Genomic DNA, 15,296 nt, shown 5'->3' with positions numbered 1-15,296 from the left:
ATTGCGTGTGCGGGAAATCAAGGGGTGTGCGGCGGCACTTTCCGGTGGCCGGGGTATCTCGAAGCTGCCGGTGCCGCGGATCTTCCGATGTGCGGATTTCGCTGAGGCCGCGAAGCTCTACATGGTCGCGCTGTCCGACAGGCCTTGTCTATCGCGTGCGGTTCGAGCGCGCGAGCTGCGGGTTGCTTACTTGGGGACCGTTACAGGTTCCTCGGTGAGTGGGACGGCGTCGGTGTTCCAGCGCGCGTCGACCACAAGCCCGATCAAGCCGACGGCGATCAGGACGGCCGAGAACACGATCAAGGCGGGGTGGGTGGTGCCGGTGAGGGCGTCGCCGAGGATGACCGTGCCGATGGTGCCGGGGAGGACGCCGATCAGGGTGGCGATCATGTACGGCCAGAAGCGGATCGAGGACAGCCCGCAGCAGTAGTTGATCACCGAGAACGGGACGGCGGCGATCAGGCGCAGCGAGCCGACGGCCAGCCAGCCGCGTCGCTGCAAGCGATCGTCGACGGCGCGCACGGCCGGGTGGGTGAGTCGGGAGGCGACCTGTTCGCGGTCCAGCGCGCGCACCAGCAGGATGGCGAGGGCCGCGCTGACCGTGGTCGCCCCGACCGCGAGCGCGATGCCGAGCACCGGACCGAACAGCAACCCGGCGCTCACCGTGAACACCGTGCGCGGGATCGGCGCGACCGTCACCAGCGCGTGCACCACGAAGAACAGCAACGGGAAGATCGGGCCGACCGAGGTCGCCCAGTCCTGGATCTGGCGCGGGCTCGGTAGCGGGACCAGCATCGCGGCGACGAACAACACGACGAGGCCGGCGAGCAACGCCAGCACGCGCGGGTCACGGATCAGCCTGGTCACCGGGGTCAGGTTACCGGGTGGTACTGGTACTAGGGGACAACACGTTGCAGGACTCCCGCTAGCATCAGAAGAAACGGGACGAATGCTCGTTAACCAAAGTAGTCGCTGAACTGGGCGAATGCGGCGGTTTCGGCACACATGACGGGTGCGCCTGCAGTCGAGTGGAAGAGGAACAGCAAGCTATGCCGATTGCTTCAGAGCCCGGACCGGGATCGGCGCCTGCGGGCGCGGATCCGGTTCCGCAGTTCGCCGCGTGGCGCAAGGGTGTGGCCGGGGTGCTGGCGAAGGTCCGGCGGGTCGAGGTCGCCGAACTGCCGGCGGAACCAGAGCACCTGCTCGATGAGACGACCTACGACGGGCTGACCATCGCCCCGCTGTACACGCGTCGGGACGAACTGCCCGAGCAGCCGCTGCCGGGCGCGTATCCGTTCGTGCGCGGCAGCGACGCCACCCGCGACGTGCATCGCGGCTGGCACGTGAGCGCGCATTTCGACGGTCGCGACGCGGCCGCGGTGAACCGGGAGATCATGGCCGGCCTGGGCAACGGCATCAGCGCCGTATGGCTCGGGGTCGGCGAAAACGGCGTGCCTGCGGTGGAATTGCCTGCCGCGCTGTCCGGACTGCTGTTCGACCTGGCTCCGGTGACGTTGGACGCGGGAACCGCGACCGCAGACGCGGCCGCACAGCTGTACAGCGCGCTCGACGGTTATGCGGCGACCTCCCGCAGGGACATTCACGTCTGGCTGGGCGCGGCGCCGCTCACCAGCCGGTTCGCCGGAATCGCCGATATCGAGCTCGCCGACACGGTGACCCTGGCCGCCAACGCGGTGGCGCGGGCGGAGACCGTGCGCGCGATCACCGTGGACGGCACCGTATTCCACAACGCCGGCGCCTCCGATGCCCAGGAACTCGGCGCCGCCGTCGCCGCGGGCCTGGCCTACCTGCGCGCGCTCAGCGAGGGACTCGACATCGCGGATGCGTTGGAGCAGCTGACCTTCCGCTTCGCCGCGACCGACGACCAGTTCGCCACGGTCGCCAAATTCCGTGCCGCCCGCCAACTCTGGGCCCGCGTCGCGCACGTCTGCGGCGCACCGGATTTCGGTGGCGCACCGCAGCACGCGGTGACCTCAGCGGCCATGATGACCCAGCGCGACCCGTGGGTGAACCTGCTGCGCACCACCCTCGCGGCGTTCGGTGCCGGCGTGGGCGGGGCGGACGCGGTGACCGTGCTGACCTTCGATTCGGCGCTGCCCGCCGGCGAACTCGGCGTCTCGAAGTCGTTCGCGGACCGCATGGCGCGCAACACCCAGCTGCTGCTGCTCGAGGAATCCCGCCTCGGCTTCGTACAGGACCCGGGCGCCGGTTCCTGGTTCGTCGAGGATCTCACCGGCGCGCTCGCCGCGAAGGCGTGGGAGTTCATGCAGGAAATCGAGGCCGCGGGTGGCTATCTCGCCGCGCTGGATTCCGGCCTGCTCGCCGAGCGCATCGCGGAAACCAAGGCGGCCCGCGATGCCGATGTCGCACACCGGAAGACGTCCGTGACCGGCGTGAACGAATTTCCGAACCTGGCCGAGCGCCCGCTGTCCGAGGCGGCGCGCGCAGACAACCGCGTGGCTCGTTACGGTGCCACGTTCGAGGCGCTGCGCAACCGGTCCGACGCTTATCTGGCCGAGCACGGCTCCCGGCCGAAGGCGCTGCTGGTGCCGCTCGGTTCGGTGGCCGAACACAACGTCCGAGTGACCTTCATCGCAAACCTGTTGGCCTCCGGTGGAATCGAGTCCGTCAATCCCGGACCATTGGCGGTGGACGCCATCGCCGCCGCGGCCACCGAGGCGGGTGCGCCGATCGCGGTGCTGTGTGGTTCGGACAAGCGCTACGGCACGGAAGCCGGTGCGGCCGTGGAGCAGTTGCGCGCCGCAGGCGTGGACACGGTGCTACTGGCCGGAGCCGCGAAGGCGGTGGCCGAGCTGGCCGACGCGCAGCGTCCGGACGGATTCCTCGCGGCGAAGATCGATGCGGTCGCCGCGTTGTCCGGCCTGTTGGAGAAGGTGGGAGCCTGATGACTACTCGTGAAATCAAGCACGTGATCGGCAATTTCGCCGAGGTGCCGCTGGCCGAGCACGCCCCGGAGCCCGCCGCCGTGGACCCCGCGCAGGTCGAGTCCTACATCGGCGAGGCAGCGAAGGCGAATCACTACGCGCCCGAGCAACTGGTCTGGTCGACGCCCGAAGGTATCGACGTGCCACCGGTATTCACCAAGGCCGACCGGGATGCCGTTGTGGCCGAGGGCTATCCGCTCGACAGCGTGCCCGGCGTCGCGCCGTTCGTCCGCGGTCCCTACCCGACGATGTACGTCAACCAGCCGTGGACCATCCGCCAGTACGCGGGCTTCTCCACCGCCGCGGACTCGAATGCGTTCTACCGCCGCAACCTTCAGGCCGGGCAGAAGGGCCTATCGGTCGCCTTCGACCTCGCCACACACCGCGGTTACGACTCCGATCACCCGCGGGTGCAGGGCGACGTGGGCATGGCCGGTGTGGCCATCGACTCCATCCTCGACATGCGTCAGCTCTTCGATCACATCCCGCTCGACCAGGTCAGCGTGTCGATGACGATGAACGGCGCGGTGCTGCCGATCCTCGCGCTGTATGTCGTTGCGGCAGAGGAACAGGGCGTCGGACCGGAGCTGCTGGCCGGAACCATTCAGAACGACATTCTGAAGGAGTTCATGGTCCGCAACACCTACATCTACCCGCCGAAGCCCTCGATGCGGATCATCTCCGACATCTTCGCCTTCACCAGCGCGAAGATGCCGAAGTTCAACTCGATCTCCATCTCCGGCTACCACATTCAGGAAGCCGGCGCGACCGCCGACCTGGAGCTGGCCTACACCCTCGCCGACGGCGTCGAGTACATCCGGGCCGGCATCGACGCGGGCATGGAGGTGGACAAGTTCGCGCCGCGGCTGTCGTTCTTCTGGGCCATCGGCATGAACTTCTTCATGGAGGTGGCCAAGCTGCGCGCCGGGCGGCTGCTGTGGAGCGAGCTGGTCGCGAAATTCGAGCCGAAGAGCTCGAAATCGCTGTCGCTGCGCACCCATTCGCAGACCTCCGGGTGGTCGCTCACCGCGCAGGACGCCTACAACAACGTCGCGCGCACCTGCATCGAGGCGATGGCCGCGACCCAGGGCCACACCCAGTCGCTGCACACCAACGCGCTCGACGAGGCGCTCGCCCTGCCGACGGACTTCTCCGCCCGCATCGCGCGCAACACTCAGCTGCTCATCCAGCAGGAGTCCAAGACCACCCGCCCGGTAGATCCTTGGGGCGGTTCGTATTACGTCGAGTGGCTCACCCATCAGCTGGCCAACCGGGCGCGGGCGCACATCGCCGAGGTGGAGGCGCACGGCGGGATGGCGCAGGCGATCGGCGAGGGCATCCCGAAGCTGCGCATCGAGGAGGCCGCCGCGCGCACGCAGGCACGCATCGACACCGGGCAGCAGCCGGTGATCGGCATCAACAAGTATCAGGCCGAGGAGGACCAGCAGGTCGAGGTCCTCAAGGTGGAGAACTCGCGGGTGCGCGCCGAGCAGATCGAGAAGCTGCGGCAGCTGCGCGCCGACCGGGATTCGGCCGAGGTCGAACGCGCGCTGGCCGAATTGACCCGTGCGGCAAGCTCTTCGGCGGGCGGCATGGAGAACAACCTGCTGGCCCTGGCCATCAACGCCGCGCGCGCCAAGGCGACCGTCGGTGAGATCTCCGACGCGCTGGAGAAGGTCTACGGCCGCCACCAGGCCGAGATCCGTACCCTCTCGGGTGTGTACCGCGACGAGGCAGGGAAGGTCAGCAACATCACCAAGGCGAGCGATCTCGTCGAGGAGTTCGCCGAGGCGGAAGGCCGTCGCCCGCGTATCCTCGTCGCGAAAATGGGGCAGGACGGGCATGACCGCGGCCAGAAGGTGATCGCCACCGCCTTTGCCGATCTCGGCTTCGACGTGGACGTGGGCCCGCTGTTCCAGACCCCCGAAGAGGTGGCGCAGCAGGCGGCGGACAACGACGTGCACGTCGTCGGCGTGTCCTCGCTGGCGGCCGGCCACCTCACGCTGGTGCCCGCCCTGCGGCAGGCGCTGGCCGATGCGGGGCGACCCGACATCATGGTCATCGTCGGCGGCGTCATCCCGCCCGGTGATTTCGACGCGCTGTACGAGGCCGGTGCCGCGGCGATCTTCCCGCCCGGAACTGTCATCGCGGACGCCGCGATCGATCTGCTGAAGAAGCTGGCCACCGAACTCGGTCATCCCGAGTTAGGGTCCGAAAGCGGCAGCGGTGCCGAGGATTCCGCCGAGGGCGAATGAGCGAGCACAACTCTGTCGCTCCCTCGGCCGACGGCGACCTTCGAGCGGATTCGTCCGCTGAAGGTCGCCCCGGCGCGTCGGCGGACAACGGCCGGTCGGCGGGACGGGGACGGGCGATCGATGTCGATGCGATGGCGGACGCGGTACGTGCGGGGGAGCGGGCCGCGCTGGCGCGGGCGATCACCCTGGTCGAATCGACGCGCGCGGATCACCGGGATCTCGCGCAGCGGTTGCTGCTGAAGCTGACGCCGGACGCGCACAGTTCCGAGAACGCCGTGGTGTCGAATCGGGTTGGCATCACCGGAGTTCCGGGTGTGGGCAAGTCGACGTTCATCGACGCGCTCGGCATGGATCTGATCGGCAAGGGGCATCGGGTCGCGGTGCTCGCGGTCGATCCGTCGTCCACCCGCACCGGCGGTTCCATCCTCGGCGACAAGACCCGGATGGCACGACTTTCGGTGGAGCGCAACGCGTATATCCGTCCGTCACCCACCGCGGGCACGCTCGGCGGCGTGGCCAAGGCGACCCGTGAGACCATCGTGCTGCTCGAGGCCGCCGGCTACGACGTGATCCTGGTGGAGACCGTCGGCGTCGGCCAATCCGAGGTGACCGTCGCCAACATGGTCGACGTGTTCTGCTTCCTCACCCTGGCCCGCACCGGAGATCAGTTGCAGGGCATCAAGAAAGGCGTGCTGGAACTGGCCGACCTGGTCGCGGTCAACAAGGCCGACGGCAAGCATGAGCTGGAAGCCAAGTCCGCCGCCCGCGAACTGGCCGGCGCATTGCGCCTGATCCACCCGCACGACGCCCTGTGGCGCCCGCCGGTGCTCACCATGAGCGGCCTGGAAGGCATCGGCCTGGACAAGTTCTGGTCCACCGTTCTCGAACACCGCCGAGTCCTCACCGACGCAGGCGAATTCGACGAAAAGCGCCGCCGCCAGCAGATCAACTGGACCTGGACCATGGTGCACGACCAACTCCTGCGCCGCCTGGCCGACAACCCCAACGTGAAAGCCATTCGCGCCCAAGTGGAAAGCCGAGTCCGCGACGGCACCCTCACCGCAGCCCTCGCCGCCGAAGAACTCCTCCGCGCCTTCGACACCCACTGACCACCGGTGCTCACCCGAACGGGTTGAGCACCGCGGCCCCCGTCTCCTGGAAGTGCTGCACATTCCGAGTGACGACGGCGAGACCATGCACCAACGCAGTCGCCGCGATGAACCCGTCGGCCATATTGATCGGCCGGACGCTGATCCGCGCCCACACCCGCACGACCTCGGTGGTGACCGGCAGAATCGGGTCGACATGCCGAGTTTCGACGTCCGCTATCGCCTGCTCGCACCGAGCGCTGATCGGTCGCCCGTCGGCCGGGGGTGGTGGTCTGGCTGGCATCCCGGTAGGCGGCGTTTCGTCGTCTACCTGCGCAATCATCGCGTCCGATCGATATTTGCCGAGGATCTGCTAGTTGTCGAGCGGCATTGACGAGTAGTAGATTGGAAGGTTCCTCGGCTGGCGATGATGCGGCGACGAGGACTCGCCAGCCGATGTGTGCGGGGGGATCCTTCCCTCGGCAATGGCGAAGGAGGTGCTGGTGATGTCCGATGAAGCTATTGCCCGGCCGTCCGAGTCCGGCATGGCTCGGCCGCAGTGGGTCTCCGGTCCGGAACCGCCTCCGCCGCAGTGGAGTCCGGAGCCGGTTTTGGTGACGGTGGGCGATATCGGGTGTACCGGTACGCACGTGCTGACACCGTCCGGGCAGCATCCGCTGGCAGGCACCACGTGGATCGTCACCAATCAGACGAGCGTCGATCAGCGCATTCCGTCGTACGCGATCGTGCTGGCCATCCTGCTGTTTGTCTTCTGCCTGCTCGGGCTGCTGTTCCTGGCGGTCAAGGAGGAGAAGATCCAGGGGTTCGTGCAGGTGAGCGTTCAGGGGGCCGGGTTCTACTACGCGACCCAGGTCAAGATCACCGACCGCGCGCAGGTCTTCGATACAGAGCAGCGCGTCAACTACATTCGCGGTCTGGTCGCCGCGCTACCGCATGCCTGACCAGCGCGTCCATTGAGGTGACGCGCAGGAATCAGCCGGCGATATCGTGCGGGCCGGCATGAAGGGGCGCGGCGTCGAATCAGATTGCGTCGCCGAGGGATTCGAGCAGCACCCGCAACGTGTCGGCCAGCGCCGTACGCTGCTTCGGGGTGAGCGGGTCGAGTAAGCGCTGCTCGGTGGCGACGTGGTCGGGGAGTGCGTCATCGATGAGCTTGTGGCCCGCATCGGTGAGTGAGACCTGGATGCCGCGGCCGTCCGATTCGCTGGGCGACCGGCGGACCAGGCCGCGTTCTTCGAGGCGATCCAGCCGTTGCGTGATGGCGCCGGACGTGACCATCGACGAGTGCATCAGCTCGGTCGGGGTCAGGCGGTGCGGCGGATCGCTGCGCCGCAGCGTGGCCAGGACGTCGAAGGATGCGGCGTCGAGGCCGTGCGCGGCAAAGGTTTTGCGCAGCTCGGCGCCGGTGAACTGGGTCAGTCTGGACAGCCGCCCGAACACGGCCATGGACGAGACGTCCAGGTCGGGGCGTTGAGCCTGCCATTGCGTGAGCACACGGTCGACATGATCGGTCACCCCCGCACTCTAGCCAATACCTCAGCGGTGAGGTATCTCATGGCGCGGAATTGCTCAGCGCTAAGTTAAGTTACTTAGAGCTAAGCAAACTGAAACGAGTCCGGAGGAGAACGAATCATGCGCATCACGGTGTTCGGCGCGACAGGCGATGTGGGCAGCAGAGTTGTGACCGAGGCATTGGCCCGCGGCCACGAGGTCGTCGCGGTGATCCGCGACCCGGCCCGCGCGGCCGCCGTACCCGCCGCGGCCGAGGTGCGGATCGGCGATGCCGCCGACCTCGAAGACGTCGTAACACTCAGTGCCGGACAGGATCTCGTGATCACCGCGACCCGGCCACCGTCCGGTCAGGAACACGAACTTCCGGCACTGACCTCGGTACTATTGAAAGCGTTGGCGCACAACGGAGTCCGCCTGTTGGTCGTCGGTGGCGCGGCGACGCTGCTGGTCCCGGACGCCGAGGGTGCGACGCTGCACGAGACCCCGGACTTCCCGGCGCACTTGCGTCCGATAGCCAGGGCCTGCGCGGATCAGCTTGCCTTGTGCCGGGCCGAAACCGTCACGGAATGGACGTATTTGAGCCCACCGGCCGAGCTGGTGCCGGGCGAGCGCACCGGCGTCTACCGTCGCGGCGTCGACGAATTGCTCGTCCGTCCCGACGGCACCTCGACCATCTCGATGGAGGACTTCGCGGTCGCGCTACTCGACGAAGCCGAACGGCCCGTGCATCGCCGCACCAGATTCACCGTGGGTGCGGCCTGAGTAGCCGCCCACCGGACGCAGAGGGAAGTGCAGATGACCGAATCGGAGCGCACCTGCTGGCAGGCGATCGCGCGCAGCGGGGTGATCGAGCGGCTGGACCAGGCCGGTTCGCTCGTGGCCTGGGAGTGGCTGCCCCGCGGCGTCACCCACTGGTACACCGCCGAATGCCGCGAGGACCTGGTGCGGATCGTGCACGCGCTGTCCCCGGGCTGCCGAGTCAGCTTCTATTTCGGCTCGTTGCAGTCCGGTATCGACACCATCACCGTGACGCTGCCGGACCCCGACGGCATCACCCGTGAACGCTAGGCCCTACGCGACACCGAACAGGTCGGCCGCATTCTGGTAGCAGACCTTGCGCAGCCACTCGTCCCCGAGCTCGAGCCGCTCCAGCGCATCGACGGCATGACCGTAGGTGTACGGGATGTTCGGGAAGTCGCTACCGAACAGGATGCGGTCGCCGAAGGAGCGCAGTCGCCCGAGTTCATCGGCCGGGAACGGGTCGACTTGCTCGAAGAAGTCGGTGAACGTCATGGTGGTGTCGAACCGGATGTCGGGGTATTTCTCGGCCAGATCGAAGAACTCGCGGTACTCGGGCGCACCCATGTGCGCGACGATCAACGGCAACCGCGGAAACCGCCGCAGCAGAGCCGCAATGGGTCCGGGTCCGGTGAATTCCCCTGCCACCGGCCCGGATCCACAGTGGATCACCACCGGAATTCTCGCGTCCTGAATCAACCCCCACACCGGATTGAGCAGTGGATCACCGGGATCGAAACCACCGACCTGAACGTGCACCTTGAACACCTGCGCACCGCGCCGAATCGCCTCCGCGACATAGCTTTCAGCGGCGGGCTCGGGATAGAACGTCGCGGTGTGCAGGCAATCCGGGGTTCGCTCGGCGAACTCGGCGGTCCATTCGTTGAGCCAGGCCCCCATCTCGGGCTTGTGCGGATAGACCAGCGAGCTGAACGCACGAACACCGAAGCCGCGCAACGTCTTCAACCGGACCTGCTCATCGTCGCGATAGGCGATCGGCCAGGCGCGCGCGGTGAGCGGACCGGCCGAATCGAAGTATGCCCACACCTTCTGCATCACCGGCTCCGGCATGAAATGCGTATGCACGTCGATGATTCCGGGCAGCCCGAGCCGATCGCGGAACTCGGCGAGGTAGGCATTGTCGTCGTTGCCGCTGTGCACGGCTGTTCCCGTCTCACACATCCTGCGGGTACACCTGCCGCGCGAAGTCGCCGACCCTGGTGATCAGCCGATCGAAGAACAACTCCGGATCGGTGCCGATCACGATGTCCGCGTTGGGTTCCCGGCCCCACATGCCCGCCCAGTCGGCCACGGTGGTCGCCCGGGTCAACGTTCCGGCGAGCTCGACATCGACCGTCGCCGGCCGGGTCACGGCAAGCGCCGGATCGAGCGCGACCGCCGCCGCGAACGGATCGTGCATGTGCGCGAGGTAGCCGAGGTCGTAGAGCCGGTGGAAGTCGAAGTAGAACCGCACCGCGTCGGTGGCGTACCGGACGATCGGATTGCTCGCCGCCGACCGGGCTTCCGGCGGATCGGTCTCCGAAACCGTCTCCACCGGAACGCTGCCCGCGCGCTCGGCCAGCTGCGCCAGATGCTTCGGCCGCATCTCGATGGTCTCGGTGATGTCGAGCGCGCAGACGATCGGCCGGCGATCCGGCGGCGCGGCGGAGAAGGCGTCGAAGACCTCCTTGGCGGCCTCCGGATCGACGTGCACGTTCCATTCGTTGGTGGGCGTGGTGTTTCCGGGATGGTTGAACGCGCCACCCATGATCACCAGCCGGCGCAACAGCGTCGGCAGTGCGGGCTCCAGCCGCAGGGCCAACGCCAGATTGGTCAGCGGCCCCGTGCACAGCCCGACGATCTCACCGGGATGCGCCCGCACCAGATCGACCCACAGCTGCGCGGCCGAACGCGTCGACAGCGTGCGCGTCGACGGTGGCAGCTCGGCATACCCGACCCCCTGCGGCCCGTGCGTGTCCTCGGTGGTGCGCAGCGGGATCGCCAGCGGCTCGGCGACCCCGAGGGCTACCTCGATGTCCGGCGCCCGGCACACGTCCAGCCACGCGAGGTTGTTGGCCGCCACCTGCGGGGCAGGCACATTCCCCGCGGTCGACGCGATCCCGACGATCTCCGCCTCCGGCGACGCAAGGAGGTAGAGCAGCGCAAGAGAATCGTCGACCCCCGTATCAACATCCATGATGATCTTCTGCCGCACGCAACGAGCCTAACCGCCGGTCTCGCTTCAGCTCCGCGCGCACCGGTCGTCCCGCCGCGCACCGAATCGTTAGCTGATTCGTGCGCGCGAAACCGAAACGTGCGCGCTGCGGCTGGGTGCGCGCAGCGTGGTGGGGCGGTCCCGGTGACGGCGGTCGCGCATATAGCGATTTGCCGCGCACGAAATTGCCGGCTGATTCGTGCGCGGCAGGTCGAGGTGTGCGCGTGGGGGCGCGGCGTCGTTGCGCGCACGGTGGTGCTGCGCACGGATTTGCACTCCGATTCGTGCGCAGCGGGTGGAGGTGTGCGCGCGGAAGTCAGTGGGTCTTCAGCGGCCAGGCCGGGCGATCACCGCCGTAGGTGGGGGCCGGCCAGCTGTAGGCGGGGTATTCGGCGATGGCGGGCGTGGCGGTGATGATATCGCCGTGCGACATCACCTCGGTGGGATCGGGCAGGGCGGCGGGTGGGTGCCGGGGTGTGCGACCCGGTGCGGCGAGCAGCCAGGAGGCGGTGCGCGCCAACGAAACTCGCACATCACGGCCGATACCATCGGACGCGCGGGCGGCCAGCGCATCGATCACGCCGGCCGCGAGTAGGTAACCGGAGGCATGGTCGAGCGCTTGCGCGGGCAGCGCACTGGGCACCGACGGCGCACCCTCGGCGATCGAAATCCCGGACGCCGCTTGCACAATGCTGTCGAAACCACGTCGCTCGGCCCACGGCCCGGCCTCACCCCACGCACTCACCCGGCCGTGCACCATCCCCGGCCGCATCGCCGCGGTGAGACCCGCGCGCTCCAGCGAACCGGGCCGGTATCCGGTCACCAGCACATCCGCCGACGCCAGCAGATCCCGAACCAGCGGCAGTTGCGCCCACAGATCCACCAGGGTCGACCGCTTACCCTGCCCGGTATCGGCGTACTGCCAAGAGATTTCGGGCAACCCCGGCGGATCCACCCGCAGCACATCCGCGCCAAGCAACGCCAACGTCCGCGTCGCCACCGGCCCGGCGATCACCCGGGTCAGATCGAGCACCCGCAGCCCACGCAACGGCTGGAAAGGCGCCGCCCCGACCGGCAATCCGGGCTCTCCGCGATCGGCACGCCGATCGATCGCGACCAGCGGTCCCATCGTCGCGGCCCACCCCTCGGCACTGCCCAGCCACTCCTGCTCGTTGCGCACCCGCACCGCGATCGCCCCGTGCGCGGCGGCATGATCCTCGATGTCGGCCGCCCGGCTCATCGCCATGTGCGCGACCGCGAGATCGAACGGCGCGTCCAACGGCAGCCCGAGCGCGGTGAGCAGTCGATCGCGGTGGTGCGGATAGTTGGCGTGCGTGCGGACCCACCCGTCGAAGGTGGGGAAGAATCCGGAGAGGTCGCCGAACATCGTGGCGGGGCGACCGCTGATGCTGAGTAACCGTTCACTACAGAACGCGGCCGTGATGCGCGCGGGGTCGATGCGGTGCGCCACGGGGTCGAGCCCGCGGACGCCGCGGATCCGGTTCGCGGCGGCGATCAGCGCGGCGACCGACCCGGCGGCCAGCGACCAGACCGGCAGTGTCGCAGCCAGATTGCTGCCGGGATCGGGTGCGGGCGTAATGGCAGAGGGGGTGACACCGATTCCGGCTTCGTAGTCGTGGACCAGCCGTGTGTGCGCGTTCACGCGAAAGAGCGTAATAGTTCCGTCTGAGAAGGAGATATACATGGGCAGATCCATCGAGTCCGGTGACTGGCTGCGGAGCCTGCGTCCCGACGCGACTCCCCGACACCACCTGCTGTGTTTCCCGCCGGGCGGCGGTCCGGCGACCGCCTATCGAGATGTGGCGAAATACTTCGGTCCGGGCGTCGAGGTGGCCGCGGTGCAGTATCCGGGCCGGCAGGATCGGCTCGGCGAGGCGCCGATCACCGAACTCGAAACGCTCGCCGAGCGGATTGCTGAGGAGGTGCTGAAGCTCGGAATCGTTGATGGGCTAGCGCTATTCGGTCATAGCATGGGTGCAACAGTCGCGTTCGAGACGGCGCGCCGGCTGGAGCGCAGGGGGCAGGCGTTGTCGACTTTGTTCGTCTCCGGCCGTCCCGCACCGACTTTCGTGGAGACCCAGCGCGTGCATGCCGGCTCCGACGCCGACCTGATCGCCGAGCTGGAGCGGTTGGCCGCCGACCCCGCGCCGATCCAAATGCTGCGCGACGAACCAAGTCTCGCGGAACTGGTGCTGCCCGCGGTGCGCGGCGACTACCAGGCCGTGGAGACCTATCGGTACGCCCCGGGCGCCCCGCTGACTGCCGACGTCGTCGCGCTGGTCAGTACCGAGGACCCGACGATGACCCCGGATCAGGCCGACGAGTGGCGCGACTTCACCACCGGAACCTTCGAGCGCGCAACGTTCCCCGGCGGTCACTTCTATCTGGACGAGCGCCCCGCCGAGGTGGCGAAGGTGGTCACCGAGCGGCTCGCGCGCGACCGTTCACGCGCCTGAAAAGAGCTGTCGGCCAGTCTATCTCGGCGTGTAACTAGTGGGATGCCTGAAGGCGGGTGGTCGATCCGGCCGCCCGTCGGCGCAGCCATCCGTAGCCCACCCACGACACCACCACGCACACCGCGACGAGCACCCGGACCAACCCGAGCGCGTTCTCCGGATAGATCACCCCGGTGATGTAGTGGTCGATGAACCCGCTCGACGGCAGCCCGGCCTCACCGGCCCGATGCCGCGCCCAATTCTCCAAATTGGTCAGCGGACATTCCTGCCCGATCAGGATCGTGCTGAATCCCCAGCCGAACGCGATCAGGTGCAGCCAGATACTGCGCGGCCAGCGCCACGCGAGGAACCCTCCGACGACCACGTACGCCACGAATACGAAATGCACCACGGCGGTGGCGTCGGCCAGCAGCCGATACAGCATTCCTCCAGCGTAGCCGTCAGCCGAGGTATTCGGATTCGAGCACCAGATCGGCAACCAGGGACTGGTATTCGAGGTGAGTCTTGTGTTCGGTGGTGCGCCAGCTCGAACCTTCGTGTTCGCGCATGTAGCGCCGATAACCGGGCGCTCCCGGGATCCGGACGTTGTCGGCAACCACGACGGTCCCCGGATGCAGCCAACTCGCGGCCAGGATCGACTTCAGATCGGGCAGATACGCGGTCTTGAGGTGATCGATGAACACGAAATCGACTGCGCCGGGCCCGAAATCGTGCTCGATAGCGAGGTGCCGCATGGTCGCGCCGCCATCACCGATCATGCCGACCACCACGGTGATCCGATCGGCAAACCCCGCGTGTTCGACGACAGCACGGGCGATTTCGGCATTGGCCGCACTCGCCTCCACCGACACCAGTCGCGCCCCCGCCGGCATCGCGCGACCGGTGCGCACAGCGCTGTACCCGCAATAGGCGCCCAGCTCGAGCAACAGCATCGGCTCGGCCCGCTCAATCGCGTTATCCAGGATCAGACCCTTTTCATCGCCGACATTCATCAGCAAACTGCGATTGCGAGCGAAGTCATCGATCGCGGCAAGCACACTGCCCGAATCACCCGCCGTCGTGGTCGCCAGGACATGCTCCAACAACGCCTGCTCACGCCCATCACCCACCTGCCCGGTACGCAGCACACTCCCGAGTCCAAACCCCATCCGAATAGTCGACCAACGCAGAAACGGCAGCCGATCCCGCACCAACGCACCCAACCCACTCGAATTCGTCATGCCGCCCCTCGAAGATCGGTATGCGGCCGATTCTGCCCGGGCCGCCGCCGGATTACCAGGGCGAGCAGCGCGTGGAAGCCCTCCTCGGCAAGCCGGACCTCGGTGTAGTGCGGGCGCTCGTCGGTGATCCAGCCGGTGTCCACTGCTGGCCGCGGGATTCCGAAAATCAGCTATGCGTGATGGCTGTTTCACGGGATGACCGGCCCACCACGAGATTCCTTGCTGTGCAGCCTGATAGCTCCCTGTACTGCGCGAACACAGTCACTACAAAATGGAACCGCCAGGCCGGTTGGTGCGTCAGAGTAGCCAAGAGCAAAACTTACTCGGGGGAACACCTGAGGAGTCACAGGTCTGCCGCCGCGTCATCGGCGCACACGCCGAGCACTTAACCGCCATGCCTGAGCATGTCAGGCTCACCATGTCGGAAATGTAGGGAGAGCATCATGCCGAAAGAAGTGGGCGGGAAGATCTTTTACACCCGCGACGAAGCAGAAGCGGCCGGAATGAAATTGCCGACCCCGGAAGAGTTCGCGCGCAACCAAGCCATTCTCGATCAGTTCGACGCCGACATCCGCGCAGCGAAACCGGCCCCGGAAGGGACCGCCCCGGCAGGATTCGGCGGTCGGTTCTCCGATGATCTGGAGGGAACCGAATGGGAGGGCTGGACTGTCAAGGGCGGCCAGTGGTTCGACCAGAACGGAAACCCCGTCGACTAGGGAGAGCAGGGGATTCTGCCCGCGGTAC

17 protein-coding genes are annotated in these 15,296 nt (G+C 67.4%); 8 read left to right on the top strand and 9 right to left on the bottom strand.

The genetic code is table 11. The features are described from left to right. Window positions 1-186: 186 nt before the first annotated feature. On the bottom strand, window positions 187-867 hold the full coding sequence (locus tag F3087_RS10535) for a TVP38/TMEM64 family protein (RefSeq protein WP_191093884.1): 681 nt from the start codon (window positions 865-867) through the stop codon (window positions 187-189). A gap of 182 nt (window positions 868-1,049) precedes the next feature. Here F3087_RS10535 and F3087_RS10530 point away from each other — a divergent pair, with 182 nt between their 5' ends. The 3 genes from F3087_RS10530 to meaB are packed head-to-tail and all read left to right on the top strand — an operon-like array spanning window position 1,050 to window position 6,330. Next, complete coding sequence (locus F3087_RS10530) at window positions 1,050-2,927, top strand: methylmalonyl-CoA mutase family protein (protein WP_150401636.1); 1,878 nt, start codon at window positions 1,050-1,052, stop codon at window positions 2,925-2,927. Next, a complete protein-coding gene (gene scpA / locus F3087_RS10525) occupies window positions 2,927-5,221 on the top strand; it encodes a methylmalonyl-CoA mutase (protein ID WP_150401635.1) in 2,295 nt (764 codons plus the stop codon). Before F3087_RS10530 ends, scpA begins: the two co-directional genes overlap by 1 nt. Continuing rightward, window positions 5,218-6,330: a methylmalonyl Co-A mutase-associated GTPase MeaB gene (meaB, locus tag F3087_RS10520; protein WP_150401634.1), complete on the top strand. Its 1,113-nt coding sequence runs from the start codon at window positions 5,218-5,220 to the stop codon at window positions 6,328-6,330. The genes scpA and meaB overlap by 4 nt, the downstream gene beginning before the upstream one ends. Before the next feature lie 10 nt (window positions 6,331-6,340). Here the strand turns inward: meaB and F3087_RS10515 are convergent, their stop codons facing one another. Next, window positions 6,341-6,613 carry a PIN domain-containing protein gene (locus tag F3087_RS10515; RefSeq protein WP_223884980.1) on the bottom strand — a complete coding sequence of 91 codons (273 nt, stop codon included), beginning with the start codon at window positions 6,611-6,613 and terminating at the stop codon, window positions 6,341-6,343. Window positions 6,614-6,815: 202 nt separating this feature from the next. Here F3087_RS10515 and F3087_RS10510 point away from each other — a divergent pair, with 202 nt between their 5' ends. Beyond that, complete coding sequence (locus F3087_RS10510; protein ID WP_150401632.1) at window positions 6,816-7,271, top strand: hypothetical protein; 456 nt, start codon at window positions 6,816-6,818, stop codon at window positions 7,269-7,271. 79 nt (window positions 7,272-7,350) lie between these two features. Here F3087_RS10510 and F3087_RS10505 read toward each other — a convergent pair whose 3' ends face one another. Next, entirely contained in the window at window positions 7,351-7,845 is a 495-nt protein-coding gene (locus F3087_RS10505; RefSeq protein WP_150401631.1) for a MarR family winged helix-turn-helix transcriptional regulator, read from the bottom strand. Window positions 7,846-7,962: 117 nt separating this feature from the next. On the opposite strand from F3087_RS10505, the gene F3087_RS10500 reads away from it, so the two are divergent. Next, window positions 7,963-8,604 carry an NAD(P)-dependent oxidoreductase gene (locus F3087_RS10500; RefSeq protein WP_150401630.1) on the top strand — a complete coding sequence of 214 codons (642 nt, stop codon included), beginning with the start codon at window positions 7,963-7,965 and terminating at the stop codon, window positions 8,602-8,604. Window positions 8,605-8,637: 33 nt separating this feature from the next. Next, window positions 8,638-8,910, top strand: coding sequence for a hypothetical protein (locus F3087_RS10495; RefSeq protein WP_150401629.1), 273 nt, complete (start codon window positions 8,638-8,640; stop codon window positions 8,908-8,910). Between the two features lie 3 nt (window positions 8,911-8,913). Here F3087_RS10495 and F3087_RS10490 read toward each other — a convergent pair whose 3' ends face one another. From F3087_RS10490 to F3087_RS10480, 3 genes are all read right to left on the bottom strand, one after another. Beyond that, window positions 8,914-9,822 carry an amidohydrolase family protein gene (locus F3087_RS10490; RefSeq protein ID WP_150401628.1) on the bottom strand — a complete coding sequence of 303 codons (909 nt, stop codon included), beginning with the start codon at window positions 9,820-9,822 and terminating at the stop codon, window positions 8,914-8,916. Continuing rightward, window positions 9,815-10,855 carry a nucleoside hydrolase gene (locus F3087_RS10485; RefSeq protein WP_317983915.1) on the bottom strand — a complete coding sequence of 347 codons (1,041 nt, stop codon included), beginning with the start codon at window positions 10,853-10,855 and terminating at the stop codon, window positions 9,815-9,817. The genes F3087_RS10490 and F3087_RS10485 overlap by 8 nt, the downstream gene beginning before the upstream one ends. 316 nt (window positions 10,856-11,171) lie before the next feature. Further along, complete coding sequence (locus tag F3087_RS10480; RefSeq protein WP_223884979.1) at window positions 11,172-12,518, bottom strand: CoA transferase; 1,347 nt, start codon at window positions 12,516-12,518, stop codon at window positions 11,172-11,174. A 40-nt stretch (window positions 12,519-12,558) separates the two neighbouring features. Between F3087_RS10480 and F3087_RS10475 the strand changes: the two genes are divergently transcribed. Then, complete coding sequence (locus F3087_RS10475; protein ID WP_150401626.1) at window positions 12,559-13,332, top strand: thioesterase II family protein; 774 nt, start codon at window positions 12,559-12,561, stop codon at window positions 13,330-13,332. 34 nt (window positions 13,333-13,366) lie between these two features. Here F3087_RS10475 and F3087_RS10470 read toward each other — a convergent pair whose 3' ends face one another. The 3 genes from F3087_RS10470 to F3087_RS45885 all read right to left on the bottom strand — a co-directional run bounded on the left by F3087_RS10470 (window position 13,367) and on the right by F3087_RS45885 (window position 14,695). Then, entirely contained in the window at window positions 13,367-13,756 is a 390-nt protein-coding gene (locus F3087_RS10470; RefSeq protein ID WP_150401625.1) for a DUF2784 domain-containing protein, read from the bottom strand. A gap of 16 nt (window positions 13,757-13,772) precedes the next feature. Beyond that, complete coding sequence (locus F3087_RS10465) at window positions 13,773-14,480, bottom strand: O-methyltransferase (RefSeq protein WP_223884978.1); 708 nt, start codon at window positions 14,478-14,480, stop codon at window positions 13,773-13,775. Window positions 14,481-14,548: 68 nt separating this feature from the next. Continuing rightward, on the bottom strand, window positions 14,549-14,695 hold the full coding sequence (locus tag F3087_RS45885) for a hypothetical protein (protein ID WP_191093883.1): 147 nt from the start codon (window positions 14,693-14,695) through the stop codon (window positions 14,549-14,551). A 312-nt stretch (window positions 14,696-15,007) separates the two neighbouring features. Here F3087_RS45885 and F3087_RS10460 point away from each other — a divergent pair, with 312 nt between their 5' ends. Beyond that, complete coding sequence (locus tag F3087_RS10460; protein ID WP_150401623.1) at window positions 15,008-15,268, top strand: hypothetical protein; 261 nt, start codon at window positions 15,008-15,010, stop codon at window positions 15,266-15,268. Window positions 15,269-15,296 lie beyond the last annotated feature (28 nt).

Origin of the sequence: Nocardia colli (genome assembly GCF_008704205.1) — a bacterium.
Lineage (GTDB): Bacteria > Actinomycetota > Actinomycetes > Mycobacteriales > Mycobacteriaceae > Nocardia > Nocardia colli.
This window is presented reverse-complemented; position numbering and strand designations above follow the sequence as displayed.

Coding starts and splice junctions, on each gene's coding strand:
- F3087_RS10510 (WP_150401632.1), top strand. CDS start 6,816: ATGTCCGATGAAGCTATTGCCCGGCCGTCCGAGTCCGGCATGGCTCGG.
- F3087_RS10515 (WP_223884980.1), bottom strand. CDS start 6,613: ATGCCAGCCAGACCACCACCCCCGGCCGACGGGCGACCGATCAGCGCT.
- F3087_RS10495 (WP_150401629.1), top strand. CDS start 8,638: ATGACCGAATCGGAGCGCACCTGCTGGCAGGCGATCGCGCGCAGCGGG.
- F3087_RS10465 (WP_223884978.1), bottom strand. CDS start 14,480: ATGGGGTTTGGACTCGGGAGTGTGCTGCGTACCGGGCAGGTGGGTGAT.
- F3087_RS10530 (WP_150401636.1), top strand. CDS start 1,050: ATGCCGATTGCTTCAGAGCCCGGACCGGGATCGGCGCCTGCGGGCGCG.
- F3087_RS10500 (WP_150401630.1), top strand. CDS start 7,963: ATGCGCATCACGGTGTTCGGCGCGACAGGCGATGTGGGCAGCAGAGTT.
- scpA (WP_150401635.1), top strand. CDS start 2,927: ATGACTACTCGTGAAATCAAGCACGTGATCGGCAATTTCGCCGAGGTG.
- F3087_RS10475 (WP_150401626.1), top strand. CDS start 12,559: ATGGGCAGATCCATCGAGTCCGGTGACTGGCTGCGGAGCCTGCGTCCC.
- F3087_RS10470 (WP_150401625.1), bottom strand. CDS start 13,756: ATGCTGTATCGGCTGCTGGCCGACGCCACCGCCGTGGTGCATTTCGTA.
- meaB (WP_150401634.1), top strand. CDS start 5,218: ATGAGCGAGCACAACTCTGTCGCTCCCTCGGCCGACGGCGACCTTCGA.
- F3087_RS10490 (WP_150401628.1), bottom strand. CDS start 9,822: ATGTGTGAGACGGGAACAGCCGTGCACAGCGGCAACGACGACAATGCC.